The following is a 24,152-nucleotide window of genomic DNA, read 5'->3' on the forward strand; positions in this document are numbered from 1 at the left end:
CATGACTGATGCGCGTACCCGCCAGGCCGATGCCCTGGTGGAAGGCCTGCAACGCGAAGCCGGTGGCAAGCTGACCGTGTTCCTCGGCGCTGCGCCGGGTGTGGGCAAGACCTACACCATGCTGACCCGTGCCCAGGAGCAGCTGCGCCGCGGCGTGGACCTGGTGGTCGGGCTGGTGGAAACCCATGGCCGCGCCGAAACCCAGGCCCTGCTGGAAGGCCTGCCGCAGCTGCCGTTGAAGGACGTGGCCTATCATGGCCACGCCCTGCAGGAGATGGACCTGGATGCCGTGCTGGCACGGCATCCGGCGCTGGTGCTGGTGGACGAACTGGCCCATCGCAATGCGCCCGGCAGCCGCCATGAGCGGCGCTGGCAGGATGTGATGGAGCTGCTGGACGCCGGCATCGACGTCTGGACCACGGTCAACATCCAGCATCTGGAAAGCCTCAACGACGTGGTGATGCGCATCACCGGCGTGCGGGTCAGCGAGACCGTGCCCGATGGCGTGCTCGATCGCCTGCACGACATCGTGCTGGTCGATCTGCCGCCGCGCGAACTGATCGCGCGCCTGCAGCAGGGCAAGGTCTATGTGCCCGAACAGGCCGCGCAGGCGCTGCAGGCGTTCTTCTCGCCGGCCAACCTGACCGCCCTGCGTGAGCTGGCGATGCAGGAAGCCGCCGACCGCGTCGACAGCAGCCTGCGTGAAACCCGCGCCGCACGGGGCGAAGGCAACCTGCCGCTGCGGCGCGGCGTGCTGGTGGCCATCGATGGCGGCGGCCAGAGCGAGTACCTGGTGCGGGTGGCGCGCCGCATCGCCGAGCGCCGCGACGCACCGTGGACGGTGGTGACCGTGCAGGGCCGGCGCCAGGACGAGGCCACGCGGCGCGAGATCGATGCGGCCTTCGCCCTGGCACGGCGCCTGGGTGGCGACGCCGAACTGCTGCACGGATCGAGCATCGCCGATGCCCTGCTGGACCATGCAGCGCACAACGGTGTATCGACCCTGGTGCTGGGGCGGACCCGTGAGCGCCCGCTGGCGCGGATGTTCAACCGAACCCTGACCCAGCAGCTGATCCAGCGCGGCGCGCACTACGAGATCACCATCATCAGCACGCCGCAGGCCCGGGCGCGCTCGCGCCGCGAAGGTCTGCTGCCACCGATGCGCGGCATCAGCTACGAGCCGGTACAGGCACTGATCGCCACCGCGCTGGCCTGTGCGGTGGCTTGGCTGGCCGAACGCTGGGTCGGCATGGCCGACCTGTCGATGGTGTTCATCGTGGCAGTGGTGCTGGTGGCGGCGCGCACGCGTGCCAGCGTGGCGGTGATGGCGGCGATCCTGTGCTTCCTGGCCTACAACTTCCTGTTCATCGCGCCCCGCTTCACCTTCGCCATCGGTGCGCGCCAAGGCGTGATCACCGTGTTCCTGTTCCTGGCCGCCGCCTTGGTGGCCGGACGGCTGGCCTCGCGCCTGCGCATGCAGGTCATTGCGCTGCGTGCGGCCAATCGCCATGCACGTGCACGCCAGCAGCTGGGCCGTCAGCTGGCCAGCGCCGCCGGCAACGGCGAGGTGGCACAGGCAGGTCGGCATGCCTTGGAGCAGGCGATGGATGTGCCGGCGTGGCTGCGGATCGGCGCGGACACTGCCGCCGGTGGCCGCAGCCAACCCGGCGATACCGACCTGGCTGCCGCCGACTGGGCACTGCGCCACGGCCAGCCCAGCGGCCGCTTCACCGACACCCTGGCCGGTGCGCAGTGGTGGTTCCTGCCATTGCTGGATGGCGAAGATCGCGCGATCGGCGTGGCCGGCCTGTACCTGCCCGGCGCACAGGCACGCCTGCTGCCCGAACAGCGGCAGCTTGCCGAAGCGATGGTCGATGACATCGCACAGGCCGCACTGCGTACCCGGCTGGTGGCCGAACTGGAACAGGCGCATGTCAGCAACGAGACCGAGCGGTTGCGCTCGGCCCTGCTCTCTTCGGTGTCGCACGACCTGCGCTCTCCACTGGCGGCGATGATCGGTTCGGCCGACAGCCTGGCCAGTTACGGCGCGGCGATGGACACGGCTGATCGCCGTGCCCTGCTGGACACCATCCTGGTCGAAGGCGAGCGGCTGGACCGCTACATCCAGAACCTGCTGGACATGACCCGCCTTGGCCACGAAGGTCTGAAGATCAACCGTGACTGGATCGGCGTGGACGAACTGATCGGCTCGGCCGCACGGCGCCTGCAGCGCTACCAGCCCAAGGTGCGGCTGGAGCTGGACATTCCGTCCACGCTGGCGCCGATCTGGGTACACCCGGCGCTGGTCGAACAGGCCGTGTTCAACGTGATGGAGAACGCGGCCAAGTTCTCGCCGCCCGACGCCGCCGTGCAGGTGCAGGCGCGCGAACTGGACGGCCAGCTGCGCATCGACGTGATCGATGCCGGCCCCGGCATTCCCGACGACGAGCGCGCGCGCATCTTCGACATGTTCTACAGCGTCGAGCGCGGCGACCGCGGCCGCCACGGCACCGGCCTGGGCCTGACCATCTGCCAGGGCATGATCGGCGCACATGGCGGCAGCGTGCAGGCGCTGCCCGGACGCGACGGTCGCGGTACCCTGATCCGCATCACCCTGCCCCTGCTCAAGCCAGCCTCCCACGATGAGCCCGACCCCGATTGATGCCAGCGTGCCGGCCGCGCGCGTGCTGGTGATCGATGATGAAACCCAGATCCGCCGGTTCCTGGACATCAGCCTGCGCGCGCAGGGCTACCAGGTGCGACAGGCCGCCACCGGCCAGGAAGGCCTGCAGCTGGCCGCCAGCGAGGACATGGACCTGGTGATCCTGGATATCGGCCTGCCGGACATGGAAGGCCGCGAGGTACTTGAACAGCTGCGGCAGTGGAGCCAGGTGCCGGTGATCATGCTGACCGTGCGCGCCGGCGAAGCCGAGAAGGTGCGCGCACTGGATACCGGCGCCAACGACTACGTGACCAAGCCGTTCGGCACGCAGGAACTGATGGCGCGGGTGCGGGCGCTGCTGCGCACGCGCAGCGTACCCAGTGATGGCACGCCACCGGTGTTCGACGACGGCCACCTGCGCGTGGACCTGGTGCGCCGCGAAGTCGCCCTGCAGGGTGAACCGGTGGCGTTGACCCGCAAGGAGTACGCGTTGCTGTCGCTGCTGCTGCGCAATGCCGGGCGGGTGGTGACACAGCCGCAGATCCTGCAGGAAATCTGGGGGCCGACCCACCAGCACGATACCCATTACCTGCGCATCCTGGTCGGCAAGCTGCGGCACAAGCTGGGCGATTCGGCGCTGGATTCACGCTACCTGTTCACCGAACCGGGCGTGGGCTTGCGATTCAAGGGGTGAGGGTGTGCCGAACAACGGTCGGCACCCACCAAAGCAAATTCGGAAGAGCATCCACGCATGGCGTGGATCTCTGCTGTGTCGACCAAGGTCGACACCTACCAAGAGCAGTTCATGCGGTTCGGACAGATCGCGGAAATCTGTCGAAGGCGGGGTGGGTCCGGTTGCGGGGGCGTGAGCCGCATGGATGCGGCGACCGAGCTTACATGGGTGAGGGCGCTTTGCTTGCGAAGCACTGCTTCGCAAGCGCCCGAACGCCCAGCCGCCAGCGGCTGGGCCGGGCCCCGGAGGGGGACTTGCAGCGTCCCGCGCAACCGGACCCACCCCGCATCCTACGGATAGCCGGCCTTTGACGTTGACGTTGATTCGGCGGGTGCCGGGCGCCGCCCGGCCCCACCTCAGAACCCCAGCGGCGTGTCGCCCAGCACCGGCTGCAGCTGGCTGCGGAACAAGGCCTTGATGCGCTCCAGTGCGGCCTCGTCGTTGCCTTCGAAGCGCAGCACCAGCACCGGCGTGGTGTTGGAGGCACGCACCAGGCCCCAGCCATCGGCGAAGTCCACGCGCAGGCCATCGATGGTCGACAGGCGGCCCCCCACATACGGGTTGTCCGGCGACTGCGCCGCCGCCACCAGCATCGCCACCAGCGCATGCGGCGTCCCGTCGGCCACCGCTACCTTCAGCTCCGGCGTGGCGACCATCTCCGGCAGTTCGCCCAGCACTTCGTCCGGGGTTTCCTCGCGCTGGGCCAGGATCTCCAGCAGGCGCGCAGCGGCGTACAGGCCGTCGTCGAAGCCGAACCAGCGTTCCTTGAAGAAGAAGTGGCCGCTCATCTCACCAGCCAGCTCGGCATCGGTCTCGCGCATCTTCGCCTTCATCAGCGAATGCCCGGTCTTCCACATCAGCGGGCTGCCACCGTTGCGCAGCACATGGTCGGACAGCTTGCCGGTGCACTTGACGTCGTAGATCACCATCGCGCCCGGATTGCGCATCAGCACGTCGGCAGCGAACAGCATCAGCAGGCGGTCGGCATAGATGATCCTGCCTTCGCCGGTGACCACGCCCAACCGGTCGCCATCGCCATCGAAGGCTACGCCGAGGTCGGCGCCGAAGCGCTTGACCGTCTGCACCAGGTCTTCCAGGTTGGCCGGCTCGCTCGGGTCGGGATGATGGTTGGGGAAGGTGCCATCGACATCGCAGTACAGCGGAATGACGTCGGCGCCGATTGCTTCCAGCAGCTGCGGGGCCAGTGCGCCGGCCACGCCATTGCCGGCATCGGCCACGACCTTCAGCGGACGGTCCAGCTGCACGTCATCGGCGATGCGCTGGATGTAGTCGGCACTGACATCGCGCTGCTGGTAGTCACCCGGCTCGGCGGACTGCACCAGGCGGCCCTCGACGATGCGCTGGTAGAGATCGGTGATCGCGTCGCCGGACAGCGTCTCGCCGCCGATCACCACCTTGAAGCCGTTGTACTCGGGCGGGTTGTGGCTGCCGGTGACCGCCACGCAGGTGCCGGTACGCAGATGGAAGGCGGCGTAGTACACGAGCGGGGTCGGCGCCAGGCCGATGTCGATCACCGCGCAGCCGGCACGGCGCAGGCCCTCGGCCAGCCCGGCCGTCAGCTCGGGTCCGGACAGGCGGCCATCGCGCCCGATCACCACCTCGCGCAGGCCCTGCTCCAGTGCCACGGTGCCGATGGCCTGGCCGATCAGCGCCGCGGTCTTCGGTGTCAGTTCGCTGCCCACCATGCCGCGGATGTCATAGGCGCGGAAGATGCCGGCGGCCAGCTCTTCGGCAGGCACCGGCGGTGGCGGCGGTGGCGTGGCATCGCCACTGCCGGTCACGGCGGCCACCGGTGGCGGCGCCTGCTGCAGGCTCTCGCTCAGGGTCGGGCCATGGTCGGCCTCGGACGCGGCGGCGCGGCGCGGCAACGGCAGCGACTTCGGCAGCCGGTCGCGCCCCACCACCAGCAACACGGCAATGAACGCCAGCAGCAACGCCACAATGGCGCTGGCCAGCGCGCCCAGGCCGAGCGGACCGGCCTCGACATTCGGCACCGACGCGACCAGCCGCAACGGCGTGCCTGCAACCGGGCGCGCCAGCGCTTCCGCACTTTCGGCCAGGCTCGGGTCGCCCTGGGTGACCAGATCGAATGCTCCCTGGCGCAGGCCGAGGAAGCCGGCGGACGGCGCGCTGACCTGGTCGAGCGGCGACGTCAGCCGCAGCAGCGGTTGGCGGACATAGATGACGGCCGGCCCCAGGCTGCCCAGCTGCACCGGCGCGGCCAGGCCCAGGCGGTTGCCGCCGCCGTCGCGGACCACGCGCAGGCTTGGCCTGGCCTCGGCCAGCGCCGCTTCCAGCAGCGCCAGGCGGGAATACCCGAAGGTGGCCGGATCGGCATAGGCGTTGGCCAGATCGGCCGCCAGCACCTCGACCTGCTCGACCCCGGTCCAGCTCTCGCGAACGGCCAGCGCCGCCGCAGCGGCGTCGCCGGCCTGCAGCGCCTGCTGCACGCGATCATTCTTCAACTGCTGCTGCAGCTGCTGCAACTGGCCTGCAGCAGCCTGCTGCAGGCCCTGCACGGCCTGGTCACGCGCCTCTTCCAGCGCCTGCCCGTTGGCCTCCTGCCGCCATTGCTGCACCGCGCTCCATCCGAACCAGCCGGCCAACAGGATCAACAGCACCCCCAGTAGAGGTGCACTGCGACCCAACGACCGTCCCCGCTGTCCTTCCCCGATGCCGCTCATCGATGTCCCCTGTCAACGCACCCCGGTATGGCCGAATCCACCCGCGCCCCGCACGCTGTCGGTGAAAGTATCCACTACCTGCAGGCTGACGCGGGCGATCGGAACCACCACCAGCTGCGCGATTCGATCGCCCGGCTCGATGGTGAAGGCCTCGCGGCCACGGTTCCAGACGCTGATCAGCAGCGGCCCCTGGTAGTCGGCATCGATCAGGCCGGTGCCGTTGCCCAGCACGATGCCATGCCGATGGCCCAGCCCGGAACGCGGCAGGATCACCGCGCACAGGTTCGGGTCGGCAATATGGATGGCCAGGCCGCTGGGCACCAGCGCGGTGTCGCCCGGCTGCAGGGTCAGCGCGGTATCCAGCGCCGCGCGCAGGTCCATGCCGGCACTGGCCTCGGTGGCATAGGCCGGCAGCGGCCAGCTGTCGCCGAAGCGCGGATCGAGCAGCTTGACCTGCAGCGGGTGGGAAGTGGATGCCTGGGTCATGCCTGGAGTCTCCGCGCGATCAGCGCCAGCAGTTGTTCGGCCAGCTCGCGCTTGGAAGTGGCCGGGAATACCTGTTCGCCGTCCTGCCAGAAGGCCGTGGCGGCATTGTTGTCGCTCTCGAAACCGCCGCCACTGATGCCGACCTGGTTGGCGATCACCAGGTCCAGGCGCTTGTCGACCAGTTTGCCGCGCGCGTATTTCTCCACGTCGTGGGTCTCGGCGGCGAAGCCGACCACCAGCTTCAGCGACTGCGTCTGTGCAGCGACTTCGGCTAGGATGTCCGGCGTGCGCACCAGTTCGATCACCAGCGACTGGCTGTCGGCGGTCTTCTTCAGCTTCTGCGCGGCGACCTGGCGCGGCGTGTAGTCGGACACCGCGGCGGCACCGATATAGATGTCGGCGGGCAGCGACTTCAGTACGGCATCGCGCATCTGCGCGGCCGAGCGCACGTCGATACGCTGCACGCCCGGCGGCGTCGGCAGCTGTACCGGACCGCTGACCAGCACCACCTGCGCGCCCAGCGCGGCAGCAGCGGCGGCCAGGGCAAAGCCCATCTTGCCGCTGCTGCGGTTGCCGACGTAACGCACCGGATCGATGTCTTCGTAGGTCGGGCCGGCACTGATCAGCAGGCGCAGCCCCTGCAGGGCACGGGTTTCCGGCGCGCCAACCGTCGCAGCGGCGCCGCCATTGGCGGCCAGCGCGGCCACGATGTCGCCGGGTTCGGCCAGCCGGCCGGGACCGGATTCACCTTCGGCCAGCGGGCCATCGACCGGGCCGATCACCTGCGCACCACGCTGGCGCAGCAGGGCGATGTTGGCCTGGGTGGCCGGATGCAGCCACATGCGATGGTTCATCGCCGGGCAGATCGTCAGCGGTGCGGTGCTGGCCAGGCACAGGGTGCTGACCAGGTCATCGGCATGGCCCTGGGCCAGCCGGGCCAGCAGATCGGCGGTTCCCGGCGCGACCACGATGCGGTCCGCCCAGCGGGCCAGCTCGATGTGGCCCATGGCCTGTTCGGCGGCGCTGTCCCACAGCGTGGTGCGGGTCGGCTGCCCGGACAGGGCCTGGAAAGTGAGGGGGGTGACGAACTGCTGGGCGCCGGCGGTCATCGCCACCTGCACCTGGGCGCCCGCATCACGCAGGCGTCGCACCAGTTCCAGGGCCTTGTAGGCCGCGATCCCGCCTCCGACGCACAACAGCAGTTTCTGGCCTTCCAGCGCGCGGCCGGGCGCGGGGGAAGCGTTGGGGGAGTCAGCCACCTGGAATTCCTGTGCAAACGAGGGCATTAGCTTACCCGATGGTCGGTAATGTCCCGGTGCACAGCGCACATAGCGGGCAGCTATCAGCAGATGGGACTTGCACCACAGCGCTTCCCGGGTTCAAGACACTGCGATTCGGAACTTTCCTATACCTGTAGGCCGGCCACGTTTGCAGAATCGTCAGTGGCCGCCGCAGGTGTGCCGCTTCGCTTTTCGAGGATTCCGCGTGCACCCGCGCATCATCATCGCCGACGACCATCCCGTCGTCCTGCACGGCATCCGCATCGTGCTGCAGACCCACCTGATGGAGGTCGTCGGCAGCGCGCGTGACGGCGCCGAGCTGCTGCAGCTGGTCGAGCACCACGGCTGCGACGCGGTGCTGACCGACCTCTCCATGCCGGGCACCGGCCCGGATGGCCCGGAACTGATCGCTGAACTGCGCGCACGCCACCCGCGCATGCCCGTGGTGGTGCTTACCGGCGCCCGCCACCCCGGCCTGCTCGATGGCCTGCTGCGTGAGGGTGTCAGCGGCCTGGTCGACAAGTGCGCCGATTTCGGCGAGTTGCCGCAGGCCCTGAACGCGGCCATGGCAGGGCAGGTGTTCGTCTCGCAGCAGCTGCGCCACCACCTGCAGGCGCGCGACCTGATGTTCGCGCGCGAACCGGCGGCGCTGTCCGCCCGCGAACAGGAAGTGCTGGACCTGTTGGCCGCCGGGCTGAAAGTGAACGCCATCGCCGTCCACTGCGGCCGCAGCCCCAAGACGATCAGCCGGCAGAAGGCCGAGGCCAAGCGCAAGCTGGGGCTGCAGAACAACCAGGAGCTGTTCGCCTACCTGCAGTCGCGACGCGACTGAGGCAACGGCCGACCCGGGCATGCGTCCTGCCCTGATGGGCCGCATCGCCCCCACTGGCGATGATGCAGGCATGCCCATCCACGACTGGCCCGAACAGGAACGTCCCCGCGAGAAGCTGATCGCACGCGGCCCCGCCACGCTGTCCGACGCAGAACTGCTGGCACTGTTCCTCGGCTCCGGCTTCGGTGGACGCGATGCGGTGCAGACCGCGCGCGACCTGCTGCAGGCGCACGGTCCCCTGCGTGTGCTGCTGGACCGCCCGGCCCGCGAGCTGGCCCGGTTGCCGGGGCTGGGCCCTGCTCGAAGCTGTGCACTGGCCGCCGGGCTGGAACTGGCCCACCGCTATCTGGCGGCCGAACTTCAGCAGGGCGAGGCCGTCGGCAACAACCCGGCTGCGGTCGGCCGCTATCTGCAGCACCGCCTGCGCGGCCAGGCCCGCGAGATCTTCATGGCGCTGTTCCTGGACAACCGCCACCGCCTGATCGCCTGCGAAGAACTGTTCCAGGGCACCATCAATGCCGCCCCGGTCTATCCCCGCGAGGTGGTGCGTCGAGCCCTGCTGCACAATGCGGCAGCGGTGATCCTCAGCCACAATCATCCTTCCGGCGACCCCGAGCCCTCCGGCGCCGACACCCGCATCACCGATGAACTGCAGCAGGCGCTGGCACTGGTGGACGTGCGCCTGCTCGACCACTTCGTCGTCGGCGAGGGCCGCCCCGTTTCATTTGCTGAACGGGGCCTGCTGTCCCCGCCCCAGCCGCGCCTGTTCGGCTGAACGGCCCTGGTCAGGGCCGGGCGGGCGCCCCGCAGGCATGTCCTGGTCAGCGTGGGCGCGGGCATCTGCGCTAAAATGGGCGATTCCGCCGCTCATTCTCACAGCAGGCCTCGTGAAAAATCTCCTCCGCGCCCTGATCAGCCAAGGCATCGAAGCCTTGCGCGCCAATGGCACCCTGCCCGCCGACTCCCTGCCGCCGGACTTCGTGGTCGAGCGCCCGAAGACCCGTGACCACGGCGACTTCGCCACCAACGCCGCGATGCTGCTGGCCAAGGCCGCGCGCAGCAATCCGCGCGCACTGGCACAGGCGCTGGTCGAGGCGCTGCCGCGCAGCGAGGACGTCAGCAAGGTCGAGATCGCCGGCCCCGGCTTCATCAACTTCCATCTGGCCCCGGCCGCGTACCAGCGCGAAACCGCCTCGGTCATCAAGGAAGCCCACGACTACGGCCGCAACCTGTCCGGCAATGGCCGCACGGTGGGCGTGGAGTATGTGTCGGCCAACCCGACCGGCCCGCTGCATGTCGGCCATGGCCGCGCAGCGGCGATCGGCGACTGCGTGGCCCGCGTGCTCGATGCCAACGGCTGGAACGCCAAGCGCGAGTTCTACTACAACGACGCTGGCGTGCAGATCGAGAACCTGGCGCTGTCCACCCAGGCGCGGATCAAGGGCATCGCACCCGATCAGGACGGCTGGCCGGAAGGCGGCTACCGCGGTGAGTACATCGCCGATGTCGCCCGCGCCTACATGGCCGGTGCCAGCGTCGACCTGGAAGGCAGCACCGTGGTCGGCGCCAAGGACCCGGACGACATGCAGGCAATCCGCCGCTTCGCCGTGGCCTACCTGCGCAACGAGCAGAACCTGGACCTGGCCGCGTTCGGTGTCGACTTCGACATCTACTTCCTGGAAAGCTCGCTGTACGCCGACGGCAAGGTTGCCGAAGCGGTGGCCAAGCTGCAGGCGTCCGGCCACACCTATGAGGAAGGCGGCGCGCTGTGGCTGCGCAGCACCGACTTCGGTGACGACAAGGACCGCGTGATGCGCAAGTCCGACGGCACCTTCACCTACTTCGTGCCGGACGTGGCCTACCACCTGTCCAAGTGGCAGCGCGGCTACGAGCGCGCGATCACCGAACTGGGCGCCGACCATCACGGCTCGCTGGCGCGCGTGCGCGCCGGCCTGCAGGCGATGGAAGTGGGCATCCCGCAGGGCTGGCCGGAATACGTGCTGCACCAGATGGTCACGGTCATGCGCGGCGGCGAGGAAGTGAAGCTGTCCAAGCGTGCCGGCAGCTACTTCACCCTGCGCGACCTGATCGAAGAAGCCGGCCGCGATGCGACCCGCTGGTTCCTGATCGCGCGCAAGCCCGATTCGCAGCTGACCTTCGACATCGACCTGGCGCGCCAGCAGAGCAACGACAATCCGGTGTTCTACGTGCAGTACGCGCACGCCCGTGTCTGCAGCCTGCTGCGCCAGGCGCAGGAAAAGGGCCTGGTGTACGAGCAGGGCAATGGCCTGGCCAACCTTGGCCACCTGGCCGACGATGCCTCGCTGCTGTTGATGAACGAGATCTCGCGCTATCCGGAAGTGGTGGAAGCGGCCGGCGTGGCGCTGGAGCCGCACCTGGTGGCGCAGTACCTGCGTGAATTGGCGCATGCCTTCCACACGTGGTATCACGGGACGCCGGTGCTGGTGGAAGACGCCGCCGATCGCAACGCCAAGCTGACCCTGGCCTGCGCGGCGCGCCAGGTGCTGGCCAACGGCCTTGAACTCCTGGGCGTGAGCGCCCCGGAAAAAATGTAAGCATCAGGAGACGCAGTACACATGGCAGCACGACGCGGCAAAACCCAGGCACGACGCAACAGCAGCAGCCAGGGCACACCCGGATGGGTGTGGCTGGTGGCCGGTGTGGCGATCGCCGCCGTGGTGTTCCTGGCGGCGCCGAACCTGTTCAAGGGCGAAGGCGACGGCTTCCTGCGCGCCGGTCCGCAGCCGAACCCGAACGCGCAGCCGGCCCCGGTTGCTGATGCAGACAGCGATGTCGGCAGCCAGCCAGCCGCGCAGCCGGCCACGCCGAAGCCGGCCGAACCGGAGAAGCCCGCGGCGACGCAGTACGACTTCTACACCCTGCTGCCGGGCAAGGAAGTGGAAATGTCCGACGCCGAACTGGCCGCCAGCGCGCGTGCCGAGGACCAGCGCCGGGCCAAGGCCGAAGCGTCGCGCGCGCAGGCCGCGCTGGAGGGCAAGCCGGTGCCGCCGGCGAGCACGGCCACGCCGGCACCGACCGCAACGGCCAGCGTCGCCAGCACCGCACCGGTGACCGCGAGCAACCGTCCGCTGCCGGCACCGCTGAGCGAGCGCCCGGCCGCGGCAACCCCGCCGGCCAGCACCGCACCGGCGTCGACCAGCACGGCCGCCACCCCCGCGCCGCGCGCGGAAGCCGCGCCCACCGCGCCGGCGACCACTGCCGCACCGGCGCCCGCCGACAACGCCCGCTACATCCTGCAGGCAGGTGCCTTCGGTGCGTCCGGCGACGCCGAAGCCACCAAGGCCAAGCTGGCCATGATGGGCCTGGCGGCACGCGTGGAGTCGGCGCAGATCAACGGCAAGACCGTGTATCGCGTGCGCATGGGGCCGTACGGCAGCGCCGGCGAACTGTCTGAAGCGAAGCAGAAGCTGGATGGCACCGGCCTGCAGGCGATGGCCATCAAGGCGCAGTGACGTTCTGCGGGACTGCATGAAGAAAGCCGGGCATTGCCCGGCTTTTTTTGTTTCTGCCGAGTCGAGCATGGCTCGACTCCACACACGGCGTCAGCCCTCGCGGGCGACCTGGAACCCGGCGAAGGACTGGCTGACCGGCATCAGCTCCAGGCGATTGATGTTCAGGTGCGGTGGCAGCGTGGCCACCCAGAAGATCTGTTCGGCGATGTCTTCGGCGGTCATCGGATTGGCACCGCTGTACAGCTTGTCCGATGCATTCTGGTCGCCATGGGTGCGGACCACGGTGAACTCGGTCTCGGCCATGCCCGGCTCGATCGTGGTCACGCGCACGCCGGTGCCGTGCAGGTCCGAACGCAGGCCCAGCGAGAACTGGCTGACGAAGGCCTTGGTGCCACCGTAGGCGTTGCCACCCGGGTACGGGTAGACGCCGGCCACCGACGAGATGTTGATGATCGCACCCTTGCGCTCCACCAGCTGCGGCAACAGGCGGTGGGTCAGGGTCACCAGCGCGGTGATGTTGGTGTCGATCATCGTGGTCCAGTCCGACAGCCTGGCGCTCTGTGCCGGTGCGGTGCCCTGCGCCAGACCGGCGTTATTGACCAGCAGGTCGATCTCGCCGAAGGCCGGCGGCAGCGCCAGCAGGGCCGCCTCCATCGCCACCGGATCGCGGATGTCGAAGGCGGCGGCGTGCACCACGTCCTTGCCATAGCGCTCGACCAGCGGTTGCAGGCGTTCGCCGCGGCGGCCGGTGGCGATCACTTTCCAGCCGGCCTGGGCGAAGCGGTGGACGGCGGCGGCGCCGAAGCCGGACGTGGCGCCGGTAATCAGGACAGTGCGGGTCATCAGGCAACTCCAGGGGGAAAACCAGATCCCCATTCTGGCACCGTCCGGCAGCACCCGTGTTGCCGGATCGGCCAGATCCGGGGCGGCGACCCCACGTGTCGGGGTGACCGGTACAATTGCGCCATGATCAACAATGATGTCCTGCGCAGCGTGCGCTACTCCCTGGACCTGGGTGACCAGCACGTGGTCACCCTGTGCCAGATGGCCGACCCGGCCTTCGCCGTGGATACCGAGCAGGTGAAGGCCTGGCTGCGCCGCGAGGACGAAGCCGGTTTCGAGGCGATGAACGACAGCGCACTGGCGCACTTCCTCGATGGCCTGATCGTGCACCTGCGCGGTCGCGACGAGAGCCAGCCGCAGCGTGCGGTGGAAACCCGCATCGACAACAACCTGGTGCTGAAGAAGCTGCGCGTGGCCTTCCAGCTGCGCGACGTGGACCTGATGGAGATCTTCGCCAGCGCCGGCTTCAACGTGTCCAAGTCGGAAGTCGGTGCGTTGTTCCGCCAGCCCGGGCACACCAACTACCGGCGCTGCCTGGACCAGATGCTGCGCAACTTCCTCAAGGGCCTGAGCCTGCGCCTGCGCGGCTGAGCACGGCCTCGACGAAGGCGCGCGCGGCCGGCGTCGGCAGCCGCTGCCAGACCAGGTGTACGCGCCGGGTCGGGGTCGGCTGCAGTGGAATCTGAACCACGCCCTGGAAACCTTCGGCGATCAACGCCGGCACGATGCCCACCGCCAATCCGTGGCGGACGAAGCGCTCGACCAGTTCCATCAGGTTGACCTCGAAACGCACCGTGTGCGGCAGGCCAGCGGCGGCGAAGGCATCGTCGGTCTGCCGGCGCGCACCGGTACCGCGCGGGAAGTCGACCAGCGCTTCATCCTGCAGTGCGGTCAATGGCAGCCGCGTGCGCCCGGCGAGCCGGTGCGACGGCGCCAGTACCGCTACCAGATCCTCCTCCTGCAGCACCTGGTGGCAGACGCCATCCAGCGCTGCCGACGGCGCCAGGCCGACCAGTGCCACATCCAGCGCGCGCGACTGCACCTGTGCGATCAGGTCTTCGCTCTTGTCCACGCGCAGCTGGAACTCCACCTGTGGGTGCACCCGCTGGAAGGCCGCCAGCATCGCCACGACGTCGATGTCGGTCAGCGAAGAAATCTGCCCGATGGCCAGCAGGCCACGCACTTCGCCACTGACGGCGGCCACGTCGGCGCGCAGGTGGCGCAGGCTGGCCAGCACCTGGCGTGCGTGCACCAGCAACGCCTCGCCGGCGGCGGTAGCCCGCACCTGGCGTGGCAGGCGCTCGAACAGCGTGGCACCCAGTTCCTGTTCCAGGTGGGCGATCTGGTGGCTGAGCGCGGACTGCACCACGTGGCAGCGCTCGGCGGCACGGGTGAAATTGCCCTCCTCGGCCAGGGCGACGGCAAACTCGAGCTGCTTGAGGTTCATCCAGCTATCTTGTTTTCAGATGACAAGGATGATGATGATTCATTTCCATCATGACCGCAGCAGGCGGACACTGTGCACCCCGCTTCCTGGAACACCGCGTGAGCCCCTCCCTTCCCCCTCTGCACCGCTGGCAGGTGCTGCTGATGTCGGTCGCCACCGGCGTGGCCGTGGCCAGCAACTACTATGCGCAACCGCTGCTGCACACCATCGCAGATGCCTTCGGCGTGCCGTTCGGCCAGGTCGGCATGGTGGTTACCGCAGCACAGCTGAGCTATGCCGCCGGACTGATCCTGCTGGTGCCACTGGGTGACCTGTTCGAGCGCCGCCGCTTGATCGTGGTGATGAGCCTGCTGTCGGCCGGTGGCCTGGTGATCAGTGCCTGCGCGCCGTCGCTGGCCTGGCTGCTGGTCGGGACCGCAATCACCGGACTGTTTTCGGTGGTGGCACAGGTGCTGGTGCCGTTCGCGGCCACGCTGGCCGCGCCGGAACATCGTGGCCGCGTGGTCGGCACGCTGATGAGTGGCCTGCTGCTGGGCATCCTGCTGGCGCGTACCGTGGCCGGCCTGCTTTCCAGCCTGGGTGACTGGCGCCTGGTGTATGCCATCGCTGCCGGCACCCTGGTGCTGACCGCACTGGCATTGCAGCGCGGCCTGCCGCGATTCCACCACAGCGCCGGCCTGGGCTATTTCGCCTTGCTGCGCTCGATCGGCGTGCTGTTCGTGCAGGAGCCGGTGCTGCGCCAGCGCACCCTGCTGGGCGCCTGCAGCTTTGCCATGTTCGCGATTTTCTGGACCCCGCTCGCGTTCCTGCTGGCGCAGCCACCGTACGCCTACAGCGATGCCACCATCGGCCTGTTCGGGCTGGTCGGTGCAGCCGGTACGCTGGCGGCCGGCCTGGCCGGGCGCATGTCCGATCGCGGCCAGACCGGACGCGCCACTGCCATCGCGCTGGTGCTGTTGCTGCTGTCGTGGCTGCCACTGGGGCTGTCGGCCCACTCGCTGCTGGCGCTGCTGATCGGCGTGGTGGTGCTGGACCTGGCCGCACAGCTGCTGCACGTCAGCAACCAGAATCTGATCTATGCGCTGCAGCCCGCGGCGCGCAACCGCCTCAATGCCGGCTACATGACCGGCTACTTCATCGGCGGCTCGCTGGGTTCGCTGCTGTCGGCGCAGGTCTACCAGCGCTACGGTTGGACCGGCGTCTGCGTGGCCGGTGCCGCCGTGGCCGTGCTGGCCCTGCTGCTGTGGCTGCCCGGCGCGCTGCGCGCGCGCCAGGCGGCATCGTCGAACTAGAAGCTGCCCTGCAGCGCCAGCTCCCAGCGTCCACCGGCATTGCCCGGGAACAGTCGCTTGGCCGCGCTGTCGGTGTCATGCACGGTGGCGCGCAGCTCCCATGCCGGAGTCAGCGTGGCAATGGCACTGAGCTGGCCATGCAGGTAATCCGGGCCCTGCGCGGTGGCCAGCCAGTACTGGCCCACCGCTGCTTCCAGGCGGACGCGTTCGCGCAACGGCACACGCACGCCCAGCTGGGCATAGGTTCCGCGATGGCCACCGGCCAACGCATCGTTGGAATGCGCGACCTGCAGCCAGGCGCGCTGCTTCCAGGTCACGGTGGTGTTGAGTTCGGTCCAGTCCAGCGCACGACCGGTACCCGGATACACATAGCGGGTCAGGTTCGCATCCAGCGTCCAGTCCGGTGCCAGCGCGCCGGACCAGCCCGCCACCAGGTCGAACTCGCTGCGCGCGCCATTGTCCGGCTTGAACGAGACGTTGGACCCCCACACGCTGGCGTACCAGCCCGATGGGATCGAGATCTTCGCGCCGGCTTGCACCGCCGGGTCACCATCGCTCTGCGAGCTGCCGCGCCACACGTAGTCACTGGTCAAGGCCGCACTGCCACTGACCTGCACCTGTGCCTGCGCGCTGCCCATGCCAAGCAGCCCTGCCAGGGCGGCCACCACCGCCGCCATCGTCCCCTTGCTGTTCACTGCACTGTGTTCCTCGTCGAAGGCGGTCACGCCGCCGGGACGGCAGTGTCCAGCGCGTGGCCGTAACGGATCGAGGGTGCGGCCCGGGCCGCGGCGCAAATTCGGCGTAAATCCCGTGGATCGGGGCCATGCGCCAGCGGCGCGGTATCATGGCGCCCTGTTTCCAGGAACCAACCGCGTGGACGCCATCCTGACCCCGGTATCGATCGGCGAGCTGATCGACAAGATCACCATTCTCCAGATCAAGGCCGAGCGCATCGACGATGCCGCCAAGCTGGCCAACGTGCGCACCGAGCTGGACGGCCTGCTGCCCCTGTTGCAGCAGCAGCTGCAGGCACAGCCGGCCCTGGCCGCGCTGCAGCAGCAGTTGAAGGCGATCAACGAGCGTATGTGGGACATCCAGGACCAGCTGCGCGACAAGGAAGCGGCCCAGGTGTTCGATGATGCATTCATCCAGCTGGCACGCGGTGTCTATGGCACCAATGGCGAGCGCGTGCAGGTGAAGAACGAGATCAACCGCGTGGCCGGTTCTGCACTGGTGGAAGAGAAGCAGTACCAGGGCGAGTAACGCCGCTCATCCGCATTCCAGCAGGTGGCGGAAGCGGAACAGGTCACCGTCGCCGCGGATGCCGAGCTTGCGGTAGGCCGAGGTTTTCTGCGAGCTGATCGTGCTGGCTGAACGCCCCGATCGCAGGGCCATTTCGCTGGTGCTGACCCCTTTCAGCACCAGCCCGAGCACTTCCCGTTCGCGCTGGCTCAACGGCACCAGTGCCGGGGCCGGCATTCTGCGTGCACGCGTGCCCGGCAGGTTCAGTTCCGCGCGCAGCTCCGGTGGCACGAAGCGCCCTCCCCGGGCGACCACATCAATGGCACGCAGCAACACGTCCGGTGGCGTCGACTTGGACAGGAAGCCGCGCGCACCGGCACGCATCGCGGTGGCCACCGTGCTGGCATTGCAGTGTGCCGAGAGCACCAGCACCGGCAGTGCCGGCCAGCGCTGCGACAGCACGTGCAACAGGGCCAACCCATCGCCCAGGTCGCCCATGGGCAACGCATCGATCAGCAGCAGGTCGACACACGTCGGGCTGCGCTCCAGCAGGTGCAGCAGGTGCGCCTCGCTGGACAGGCTCACCCGTACCTGCACACCCGCGTGCTGGCGCAGCAGCACTTCCACGCCCAACCGCAGTACCGGGTGCGGGTCCAGCAGCGCCAGGCGTCGTGGCCGATCAGGCAGCAGAGGCGGGAGGGTCAGCGGCATTGCGGCATGTCCAGGCAACATGGGACATCCAACGTAGGTCGGTGCCCGCAGCGGCGGAATCCAATTCCTTGCAATGGCTGGCCCGCGCATTCCGCCAGTCAGACAGCATTCCGGTTTGCCACGGCGCAAACGCAACAGGCCCGGCAAATGCCGGGCCTGTTGGGGCGTCTCCAGCGCGCAATCGCGCCGAGGCAGCAATTACCAGCTGAAGCGCGGGCCGACGGTGTATTCCTTGTCGCCGTGGCGGTTCATCTTCAGCTCGCCGTTCAGGCCCCAGTTCTGGTTCAGCTTGACCTGACCACCCAGGCGGCCGTACCACTGGCCATCCGGATTGACGCCGTGCTTCTTGGCGTAGTCTTCGTAACCGACCATGCCGTAGACCTCGGCGTGGGCGCCGAAGGCAGTGCGGATACCGGCTTCAGCGCTGTAGCCGTTGAAGTCCAGACCGTGCTTGCGGTCGAACTTCTGGTAGGCAACGCGGGCAACGAAGTCGGTGCTCGGAGCGATTTCAACGTTGTAGCCGGCACCGACCTTCCACTGGTCAACCTTCAGGTTGGTGTGGTCGATTTCCTGGCGGCTGTATTCGCCGAAGGCGTGGAAGTTCGGCAGGAAGCCGTAGGAACCCTTCACGCCCCAGCCGTCGGCCTTGATGCCTTCAACGTCGGTCTTGGCGTAGTCGGCTTCGGCGTAGTTGTAGGACAGGTTCTCAGCAGCCGAAGCGGTGAACGGCAGGGCAGCGGCCAGGGCCAGAGCAATCAGCGAATTCTTCATGGGGGTACACCTTTACTTTCTTATGGTGTGCAGCAGCGCCAGGGCGCCATCGCATCGGGAATGTAAATTCTCCGTTATTCGCCACAACGCTCCCTGAAAACAGCGGTCTTCGCATTGCTGAATTTTTTGGCTTGATTCAGGCTGCGTCTGGCATACGCGCGCGGCGCGCGTGCATTTTTCAGGTTTCTTCACTGTCCACCGTTGTCGATCCCCGATCCCCTGGTTCGTCGTGTACCTGAAGGCCGTGCATGTGGCACGGTCCATCCGGAGGCAGGCAATGAGCTACATCGACGGTTTCGTCCTGGCGGTGCCCACCGCCAACAAGGAGAAGTTCCTCGCCCATGCACGCACAGGGGATCCCGTTTTCATCGAGTACGGCGCGCTGCGCGTGGTCGAGTGCTGGGGCGATGACGTGCCGCACGGCAAGACCACCGACTTCTTCGGCGCGGTGAAAGCCACGCCGGATGAGACGGTGGTGTTTTCCTGGATCGAATGGCCGGACAAGCCGACCCGCGACGCCGGCATGAAGAAGATGATGGAGGACCCGCGGTTTGATCCAACGAAGAATCCGATGCCGTTCGACGGCGCGCGGATGATCTACGGCGGCTTCGTGCCGCTCTACGAGCTGACGCGCTGAACCCGGCGGACGTGCTCAGCGCGCGTCCGTTTCATCGCTGGCAGCAGCATGGCCGGCGCCCAGTGCGGCGCCGGCACCGAGGCCCATGCCGCCCATGCCGGCGCCCATTCCACCACCACCGCCACCGCCTGCACGGCCGCCCTTGGCATCGCCGTCGTTACGGCCCTTGCCGCCACCACTGGCAACGGGCCGGGTCGGCCCCTGCGGTGGAATCTGCAGATCGGCCGGAATCGGGGCCAGATCCAGCGCTTCGCGCACGAAGTCGCGCAGCGAGACCACCAGTTCGTGGGTATGCACCGGCCGCCCCTGTGCCAGTTCGTTGGCGGCACGCGTGGCCAGCCGCACCTGTTCGTCGGTGCCCAGCAGCAGGATGTCCGACAGCGCGGCCTCGACCGCATCGCGGATGCGCCGCGCACGGTCCGAGCGCGGCTCGGCGATGCCGTCGGCATCTTCGCGCTGGCGCAGGTCGCGACGATGGCTGGGATCCACGCCCAGCTCGCCGGTGAACGAACCGCCCAGGGTCTTGTAGGCGGCCATCAGCGTGCGCAGCCGTTCGTTGATCTGCCGGTTCTCGCGCTCGCGGCGCTGCTGCAGGGTCTGCATCACCAGCAGGCGGATGCCGACGCCGAGCAGGGTGATCAGGACCAGGCCGGCCAACGTGGACAGCACGCCCTGCCAGGAACTGAAGTCGATACCGCGCATGGTCGGGGCTCCGGCGGGAAGAACCTGCATCTTGCCCCAGGTAGCGCCCCAGAAACGCGAAAGGCCCTACCACCCGGTGGGTGGCAGGGCCTTCGGTCACGGCGCGATTACTTGCGCTTGGCGACCTTGCGCACGGCCTTCTTGCCCGGAGCCTTCTTGGCGGCGACCTTCTTCAGCGGCGCAGCCTTCCTGGCGACCGTCTTGCGGGTGGCGGCAACCTTCTTGCCCACCGCCTTCTTGGCGACGGCGGTCTTCTTGCCGACAGCCTTCTTGGCGACGGCGGCCTTCTTGCCAACAGCCTTCTTGGCGACGGCAGCCTTCTTGCCGACAACCTTCTTGGCGGCCGCGGTCTTCTTGGTGGCGACCTTCTTGGTGGCGGCAACCTTCTTGCCGACAACCTTCTTCGCAGCCACGGCCTTCTTGCCGGCGACCTTCTTGGCGGCGACGGTCTTCTTGGCCACAGCCTTCTTGGTGGTGGCGACCTTCTTGGCGGCCGCGGTCTTCTTGGCAACGGTCTTCTTCGCGACGGCGGCCTTCTTGGTGGCGGCCTTCTTCACGGTGGCGACCTTCTTGCCGGCAGCCTTGGTGGTCTTCTTGGCGGCAGCGGCCTTCTTGGTCACAGCCTTGCCTGCAGCGGCCTTCTTCTTGGCCACTTCCTTCTTCAGGGCAGCGGCTTCGGCCTTGGCGTTCTTCTTGGCCGCTTCCAGCTTCTTCTTGGCATTGGCAACGGTCTTGCCGACCGACTTGGCGGCCTTGTCGGCCTTCTTGGCAACGGTCTTCTCGACCTTGGCCACGGCCTTCTTGGCCTTGGCAACGCGGGTACCGGCCGCCTTGGTGGCGCGCTTGACGGTCTTCTTGACCGACTTCACGGCGTCTTCGGCGGCGTGGGCGATGGTCTCGCCAACGTTGGTGGCGGCTTCTTTGACGTTCTCGACGGCGTCGGTCACGACCGACACACCATTACCGTTGCTCATGTTGCCCTCCTGGGGGCCTTAAGTATCAAAACGGGGCGATGCTATACCGACATTGACGATCGTGGAACGGGGCACGCGCCCGCAATCGCATCTGATGCGACGGCCATGGTGTAGCCCACCACTGCCGCGGAAGCGGCGGGTTCACAGGAAACGCCTTTTTTTAAGGACTACGCCACAGCAAGCGCGTGGTCGAAGATGGCCGTTGCGTGCCGTTGCACGGACGCGGCATCCGATGCGTGCTGTGGCGCATTGCGGCACCCGGTTGCGCGGAACTGCGCAGGTATCGGTCTGTGTCGGCGCCCCCGGCGATCGTCTTCGGTGGTGCAGGCGTCGCCTGTGCGGTGTCGCCACAGCCATGCTGTCAGCCTCCTCACTCGCCTTTCGCGGCCTGCGGTTTTCATGGCGCATTTATCCAGATCGCGACACACTCATTCAGCTTGTTTTACCGTAGGGCCGAACCGCCCCCACCCACGCCAGCGAACCGACAACCATGCGACCGCTTCCCACCCTGCTCACGCTCGCAATCGCCGCCGCCTTCGGTGGCTTCGTTGCCACCGGCATCAATGCCCACCTGGACAACCGTGCCGATGCAGCACCGCTGCCAGCGGTGCTGCCGACCACCGCCGCGTTGCCGGCCGCGGTGGCCGGACAGGCGGTGCCTTCGCTGGCGCCGATGCTGGAAAAGGCGATGCCGGCCGTGGTCAGCGTCAACACCAAGCAGGTGGTGCGCGTGCGCAACCCGTTCTTCAACGACCCGTTCTTCCGCCGCCTGTTCCCGGATATCCCGCAGGAGCGCATCAACGAATCGCTGGGCTCGGGCGTGATCATCGACGCCAAGGAAGGCCTGGTGCTGACCAACCACCATGTCATCGACAACGCCGATGACGTGCAGGTGACACTGGCCGACGGGCGCACGGTGAAGGCCGAGTTCCTCGGTTCGGACCGCGATACCGACATCGCGCTGATCCGCATCCCGGCGCAGAACCTGACCGACATCAAGCTCGGCAACAGCGACCAGCTGCGGGTCGGTGACTTCGTGGTGGCCATCGGCAACCCGTTCGGCTTCAGCCAGACGGTCACCTCGGGCATCGTCTCGGCGGTGGGCCGCAGCGGCATCCGTGGCCTGGGCTACCAGAACTTCATCCAGACCGATGCGTCGATCAACCCGGGCAATTCCGGTGGCGCCCTGGTCGACCTGCAGGGCCAGCTGGTCGGCATCAATACCGCCAGCTTCAACCCGCAGGGCAGCATGGCCGGCAACATCGGCCTGGGCCTGGCGATTCCGTCCAACCTGGCGCGCAGCGTGGTCGACCAGCTGGTCAAGCACGGCGTGGTGGTACGCGGCACGCTGGGCGTGGAGAGCCAGAACCTGACCGCGCAGATCGCGCAGGGGCTGGGCCTGGGCGAAACGCGCGGTGCGCTGATCACCCGCGTGCTGGCCGGTTCGGCGGCCGCCGCGGCCGGGTTGAAGCCGGGCGACGTGGTGGTCTCGGCCAACGGCCAACGCGTGGACAGCGCCGAAGCCCTGCACAACGTGGAAGGCCTGGCTGCGGTCGGCAGCCCGATGACGCTGGATGTACGCCGCGAAGGCAAGCCCGTGCAGATCAAGGCCACGCTGAAGGAACAGGCGCGTGCGGTCACCGGCGAGAGCCTGGACCCGCGGTTGACCGGTGCCACCTTCGTCGACCTGCCCGAGTCGCTGCGACAGTCGGGTGTCGGCGGCGTGCTGGTCAGCGAGGTCAAGCGTGGCAGCCGCGCGGCCAGCAACGGCCTGCAGCAGGGCGACATCATCACCGACGCCACCGTGGGTGAATTCGCCGACCTGGCCAGCTGGCGCGCCAACTTCCAGCAGCGCCCGCCGACCCTGGTGGTGCGCGTGCTGCGCAACAATGGCCAGCAGCAGGGCCAGCTCGTGATGCGCTGATCGCCCTGCCGTAACACCCCCTATACCCCGGCAATGCTATTGCTGTCAGTCCAGGTCGGCACCGCCGACACCCGTTCCCCCATCGCAACAGGAGTGATTCGATGAGCCCCACCAATACCGAGAACCTGAAGGAACACCTGGGTGAAGCCGGTTCCCACCTGAAGCAGGCCGCCACGGCCGCCGGCGGTGCGATCAAGGGCGCAACCGGTGCCGCGACCGACGAGCTGCGCATTGGCAAGGCCAACGTCAAGGCCGAACTGTCCGACAGCGCACTGTCTGGCCTGGCCGCCGCCGAATTCGGTGGTGCCGCTGCCAAGGAACAGGTTGACGCGTTGATGGACAAGGGCAAGGACCTGATCGACAGCGCCGCCGAGTTGATCCGTGAGCGTCCGCTGGCATCGTTCGGCGTCGCCTTCGCTGCCGGCTGGATCATCGCCAAGCTGGCCCGCGGCAGCAGCGACAAGTAAGCCGCGGCGTGAGCGAAGACAACGCGCAAGCCCCTGATCCGGCGGCCACCCCGCCGCTGGATGAGAGCATCCGCCAGGTCGGCGCGGCCGGTCGTGCCGCTGCCGATTCGGCCAAGCACACCGTGCGCTCGCTGCGCCGGCTGGCCTCGGCCGACTTCGCCCTGGCCCGCAGTGCCTTCGGCCGTGCGCTGGCCTGGGCCGGCGTGGCGATCGTATTTGGTGCCTCGGCCTGGCTGCTGATGGCGGCCACCCTCATCGCCCTGCTGCAGAGCTGGGGCCTTAGCTGGCTGCAGGCGCTGCTGATCACCTCGCTGCTGAGCCTGGCCGTCACCGGCTACGCGATCTGGCGGGTGTCCTACTTCTTCCACCACACCGGCATGCATGCCACCCGGCGCCAGCTGTCACGCCTGGGCCTGTTCGACGAGCCCAGCGAAGACGACCCCGATGCCGGCGTGCAGCTGCCCGAGGGCAAGCCATGAAGTTCGGCGCGCTGCAGCGGCGGGTGAAACGCTGCGAACAGGTGGTGACCGTGCGCCTGGGCGAGACCCAGGACCACTGGTCCACGCTCAGCGACGTCTGGCGAAAGGGCTGGTCGCCGTTGCGCATCGTGGTGGTCGGCCTGGCCGGTGGCTTCATCGCCGGCAAGCTGGAAGTGCCCGGCAAGGTCAACGGTGCGCGCTGGCTGCAGATGGTCGGTTCGGTCTCGAACCTGTTCGCCAGTGCCCAGGCGGCGTTTGCCACGGCGATGGCGGCACAGGCTGCAGCGACCGCCGACGACGCGGCCGAAGAAGCCGACGATGCCAGCGAACAGGCACAGGCGGCGGCCTCCGCCGCCAACGCACGGCCGGCACCTGCCCCCCGCCCGGAACCCGAACCGGAACCGCGCGAACCGCGCCCGGCCGAAGCCGCCACCGAGCTGTCCGAACGTTGATCCAGGCACTCCGCCGCGC

24 protein-coding genes are annotated in these 24,152 nt (G+C 68.2%); 14 read left to right on the forward strand and 10 right to left on the reverse strand.

Going from position 1 to position 24,152, the window contains the following annotated elements; all coding sequences use genetic code 11:
- The first annotated feature begins 1 nt into the window (after window position 1).
- Entirely contained in the window at window positions 2-2,662 is a 2,661-nt protein-coding gene (locus tag AC5P56_RS18075; RefSeq protein ID WP_014645670.1) for an ATP-binding protein, read from the forward strand.
- Complete coding sequence (locus AC5P56_RS18080; protein WP_495231841.1) at window positions 2,643-3,356, forward strand: response regulator transcription factor; 714 nt, start codon at window positions 2,643-2,645, stop codon at window positions 3,354-3,356. Before AC5P56_RS18075 ends, AC5P56_RS18080 begins: the two co-directional genes overlap by 20 nt.
- A 395-nt stretch (window positions 3,357-3,751) precedes the next feature.
- Here the strand turns inward: AC5P56_RS18080 and AC5P56_RS18085 are convergent, their stop codons facing one another.
- The 3 genes from AC5P56_RS18085 to coaBC are packed head-to-tail and all read right to left on the reverse strand — an operon-like array spanning window position 3,752 to window position 7,872.
- On the reverse strand, window positions 3,752-6,100 hold the full coding sequence (locus AC5P56_RS18085; protein ID WP_032961426.1) for a phosphomannomutase/phosphoglucomutase: 2,349 nt from the start codon (window positions 6,098-6,100) through the stop codon (window positions 3,752-3,754).
- A gap of 12 nt (window positions 6,101-6,112) precedes the next feature.
- On the reverse strand, window positions 6,113-6,586 hold the full coding sequence (dut, locus tag AC5P56_RS18090) for a dUTP diphosphatase (protein WP_014035700.1): 474 nt from the start codon (window positions 6,584-6,586) through the stop codon (window positions 6,113-6,115).
- A complete protein-coding gene (gene coaBC / locus AC5P56_RS18095; RefSeq protein WP_495231842.1) occupies window positions 6,583-7,872 on the reverse strand; it encodes a bifunctional phosphopantothenoylcysteine decarboxylase/phosphopantothenate--cysteine ligase CoaBC in 1,290 nt (429 codons plus the stop codon). The genes dut and coaBC overlap by 4 nt, the downstream gene beginning before the upstream one ends.
- 199 nt (window positions 7,873-8,071) lie before the next feature.
- Between coaBC and AC5P56_RS18100 the strand changes: the two genes are divergently transcribed.
- From AC5P56_RS18100 to AC5P56_RS18115, 4 genes are all read left to right on the forward strand, one after another.
- Window positions 8,072-8,698: a response regulator gene (locus tag AC5P56_RS18100; RefSeq protein ID WP_014645666.1), complete on the forward strand. Its 627-nt coding sequence runs from the start codon at window positions 8,072-8,074 to the stop codon at window positions 8,696-8,698.
- A 70-nt stretch (window positions 8,699-8,768) separates the two neighbouring features.
- Window positions 8,769-9,473: a RadC family protein gene (gene radC / locus AC5P56_RS18105; protein ID WP_014035697.1), complete on the forward strand. Its 705-nt coding sequence runs from the start codon at window positions 8,769-8,771 to the stop codon at window positions 9,471-9,473.
- Between the two features lie 112 nt (window positions 9,474-9,585).
- The gene (argS, locus tag AC5P56_RS18110) at window positions 9,586-11,274 is read left to right on the forward strand and encodes an arginine--tRNA ligase (protein ID WP_032961431.1); all 1,689 of its coding nucleotides are present in this window, start codon (window positions 9,586-9,588) and stop codon (window positions 11,272-11,274) included.
- A 21-nt stretch (window positions 11,275-11,295) separates the two neighbouring features.
- Window positions 11,296-12,192 carry an SPOR domain-containing protein gene (locus AC5P56_RS18115; RefSeq protein ID WP_046428160.1) on the forward strand — a complete coding sequence of 299 codons (897 nt, stop codon included), beginning with the start codon at window positions 11,296-11,298 and terminating at the stop codon, window positions 12,190-12,192.
- A gap of 90 nt (window positions 12,193-12,282) precedes the next feature.
- Here AC5P56_RS18115 and AC5P56_RS18120 read toward each other — a convergent pair whose 3' ends face one another.
- On the reverse strand, window positions 12,283-13,035 hold the full coding sequence (locus tag AC5P56_RS18120) for an SDR family NAD(P)-dependent oxidoreductase (protein WP_014035694.1): 753 nt from the start codon (window positions 13,033-13,035) through the stop codon (window positions 12,283-12,285).
- Window positions 13,036-13,158: 123 nt separating this feature from the next.
- On the opposite strand from AC5P56_RS18120, the gene AC5P56_RS18125 reads away from it, so the two are divergent.
- Complete coding sequence (locus AC5P56_RS18125) at window positions 13,159-13,626, forward strand: YehS family protein (protein ID WP_014645662.1); 468 nt, start codon at window positions 13,159-13,161, stop codon at window positions 13,624-13,626.
- Here the strand turns inward: AC5P56_RS18125 and AC5P56_RS18130 are convergent.
- Window positions 13,595-14,482, reverse strand: a complete 888-nt coding sequence (locus AC5P56_RS18130; RefSeq protein ID WP_014645661.1) for a LysR family transcriptional regulator — start codon at window positions 14,480-14,482, stop codon at window positions 13,595-13,597. The genes AC5P56_RS18125 and AC5P56_RS18130 overlap by 32 nt on opposite strands.
- Window positions 14,483-14,625: 143 nt before the next feature.
- Here AC5P56_RS18130 and AC5P56_RS18135 point away from each other — a divergent pair, with 143 nt between their 5' ends.
- A complete protein-coding gene (locus tag AC5P56_RS18135; protein WP_329768298.1) occupies window positions 14,626-15,774 on the forward strand; it encodes an MFS transporter in 1,149 nt (382 codons plus the stop codon).
- Here the strand turns inward: AC5P56_RS18135 and AC5P56_RS18140 are convergent.
- Window positions 15,771-16,469 carry a TorF family putative porin gene (locus AC5P56_RS18140; RefSeq protein ID WP_495228437.1) on the reverse strand — a complete coding sequence of 233 codons (699 nt, stop codon included), beginning with the start codon at window positions 16,467-16,469 and terminating at the stop codon, window positions 15,771-15,773. The genes AC5P56_RS18135 and AC5P56_RS18140 overlap by 4 nt on opposite strands.
- Before the next feature lie 178 nt (window positions 16,470-16,647).
- Between AC5P56_RS18140 and AC5P56_RS18145 the strand changes: the two genes are divergently transcribed.
- On the forward strand, window positions 16,648-17,037 hold the full coding sequence (locus tag AC5P56_RS18145) for a DUF6165 family protein (RefSeq protein WP_010486915.1): 390 nt from the start codon (window positions 16,648-16,650) through the stop codon (window positions 17,035-17,037).
- Between the two features lie 6 nt (window positions 17,038-17,043).
- Here AC5P56_RS18145 and AC5P56_RS18150 read toward each other — a convergent pair whose 3' ends face one another.
- Entirely contained in the window at window positions 17,044-17,727 is a 684-nt protein-coding gene (locus tag AC5P56_RS18150) for a response regulator transcription factor (RefSeq protein WP_032961444.1), read from the reverse strand.
- Between the two features lie 198 nt (window positions 17,728-17,925).
- A complete protein-coding gene (locus AC5P56_RS18155; RefSeq protein WP_014645657.1) occupies window positions 17,926-18,498 on the reverse strand; it encodes an OmpO family porin in 573 nt (190 codons plus the stop codon).
- A 277-nt stretch (window positions 18,499-18,775) separates the two neighbouring features.
- On the opposite strand from AC5P56_RS18155, the gene AC5P56_RS18160 reads away from it, so the two are divergent.
- Window positions 18,776-19,135 carry a DUF1428 domain-containing protein gene (locus tag AC5P56_RS18160; protein ID WP_014645655.1) on the forward strand — a complete coding sequence of 120 codons (360 nt, stop codon included), beginning with the start codon at window positions 18,776-18,778 and terminating at the stop codon, window positions 19,133-19,135.
- A 15-nt stretch (window positions 19,136-19,150) separates the two neighbouring features.
- Here the strand turns inward: AC5P56_RS18160 and AC5P56_RS18165 are convergent, their stop codons facing one another.
- Complete coding sequence (locus AC5P56_RS18165) at window positions 19,151-19,837, reverse strand: hypothetical protein (RefSeq protein WP_014645654.1); 687 nt, start codon at window positions 19,835-19,837, stop codon at window positions 19,151-19,153.
- Window positions 19,838-19,944: 107 nt separating this feature from the next.
- Window positions 19,945-20,811, reverse strand: a complete 867-nt coding sequence (locus tag AC5P56_RS18170) for a histone (protein ID WP_495231843.1) — start codon at window positions 20,809-20,811, stop codon at window positions 19,945-19,947.
- A gap of 490 nt (window positions 20,812-21,301) precedes the next feature.
- Here AC5P56_RS18170 and AC5P56_RS18175 point away from each other — a divergent pair, with 490 nt between their 5' ends.
- From AC5P56_RS18175 to AC5P56_RS18190, 4 genes are all read left to right on the forward strand, one after another.
- Window positions 21,302-22,735, forward strand: a complete 1,434-nt coding sequence (locus tag AC5P56_RS18175) for a Do family serine endopeptidase (RefSeq protein ID WP_014645652.1) — start codon at window positions 21,302-21,304, stop codon at window positions 22,733-22,735.
- Between the two features lie 101 nt (window positions 22,736-22,836).
- Window positions 22,837-23,202, forward strand: coding sequence for a hypothetical protein (locus AC5P56_RS18180; protein WP_004153835.1), 366 nt, complete (start codon window positions 22,837-22,839; stop codon window positions 23,200-23,202).
- Between the two features lie 8 nt (window positions 23,203-23,210).
- A complete protein-coding gene (locus AC5P56_RS18185) occupies window positions 23,211-23,681 on the forward strand; it encodes a phage holin family protein (RefSeq protein ID WP_014645651.1) in 471 nt (156 codons plus the stop codon).
- Window positions 23,678-24,133 (forward strand): hypothetical protein, encoded by a 456-nt coding sequence (locus tag AC5P56_RS18190; RefSeq protein ID WP_014645650.1) that lies wholly within the window; start codon window positions 23,678-23,680, stop codon window positions 24,131-24,133. The genes AC5P56_RS18185 and AC5P56_RS18190 overlap by 4 nt, the downstream gene beginning before the upstream one ends.
- Window positions 24,134-24,152: the final 19 nt, after the last annotated feature.

It is taken from the genome of Stenotrophomonas sp. YJH_SMC_131, from assembly GCF_059367975.1.

Bases quoted from the DNA above. Each gene is read 5' to 3' on its own strand.
- AC5P56_RS18190 (WP_014645650.1), top strand. From the start codon at position 23,678: ATGAAGTTCGGCGCGCTGCAGCGGCGGGTGAAACGCTGCGAACAGGTG.
- AC5P56_RS18125 (WP_014645662.1), top strand. From the start codon at position 13,159: ATGATCAACAATGATGTCCTGCGCAGCGTGCGCTACTCCCTGGACCTG.
- AC5P56_RS18165 (WP_014645654.1), bottom strand. From the start codon at position 19,837: ATGCGCGGTATCGACTTCAGTTCCTGGCAGGGCGTGCTGTCCACGTTG.
- AC5P56_RS18150 (WP_032961444.1), bottom strand. From the start codon at position 17,727: ATGCCGCTGACCCTCCCGCCTCTGCTGCCTGATCGGCCACGACGCCTG.
- AC5P56_RS18080 (WP_495231841.1), top strand. From the start codon at position 2,643: ATGAGCCCGACCCCGATTGATGCCAGCGTGCCGGCCGCGCGCGTGCTG.
- AC5P56_RS18075 (WP_014645670.1), top strand. From the start codon at position 2: ATGACTGATGCGCGTACCCGCCAGGCCGATGCCCTGGTGGAAGGCCTG.
- AC5P56_RS18085 (WP_032961426.1), bottom strand. From the start codon at position 6,100: ATGAGCGGCATCGGGGAAGGACAGCGGGGACGGTCGTTGGGTCGCAGT.
- AC5P56_RS18180 (WP_004153835.1), top strand. From the start codon at position 22,837: ATGAGCCCCACCAATACCGAGAACCTGAAGGAACACCTGGGTGAAGCC.
- dut (WP_014035700.1), bottom strand. From the start codon at position 6,586: ATGACCCAGGCATCCACTTCCCACCCGCTGCAGGTCAAGCTGCTCGAT.
- AC5P56_RS18170 (WP_495231843.1), bottom strand. From the start codon at position 20,811: ATGAGCAACGGTAATGGTGTGTCGGTCGTGACCGACGCCGTCGAGAAC.
- AC5P56_RS18130 (WP_014645661.1), bottom strand. From the start codon at position 14,482: ATGAACCTCAAGCAGCTCGAGTTTGCCGTCGCCCTGGCCGAGGAGGGC.
- AC5P56_RS18155 (WP_014645657.1), bottom strand. From the start codon at position 18,498: ATGAAGAATTCGCTGATTGCTCTGGCCCTGGCCGCTGCCCTGCCGTTC.
- AC5P56_RS18120 (WP_014035694.1), bottom strand. From the start codon at position 13,035: ATGACCCGCACTGTCCTGATTACCGGCGCCACGTCCGGCTTCGGCGCC.
- radC (WP_014035697.1), top strand. From the start codon at position 8,769: ATGCCCATCCACGACTGGCCCGAACAGGAACGTCCCCGCGAGAAGCTG.
- AC5P56_RS18135 (WP_329768298.1), top strand. From the start codon at position 14,626: ATGTCGGTCGCCACCGGCGTGGCCGTGGCCAGCAACTACTATGCGCAA.
- AC5P56_RS18115 (WP_046428160.1), top strand. From the start codon at position 11,296: ATGGCAGCACGACGCGGCAAAACCCAGGCACGACGCAACAGCAGCAGC.
- AC5P56_RS18160 (WP_014645655.1), top strand. From the start codon at position 18,776: ATGAGCTACATCGACGGTTTCGTCCTGGCGGTGCCCACCGCCAACAAG.
- coaBC (WP_495231842.1), bottom strand. From the start codon at position 7,872: ATGCCCTCGTTTGCACAGGAATTCCAGGTGGCTGACTCCCCCAACGCT.
- AC5P56_RS18175 (WP_014645652.1), top strand. From the start codon at position 21,302: ATGCGACCGCTTCCCACCCTGCTCACGCTCGCAATCGCCGCCGCCTTC.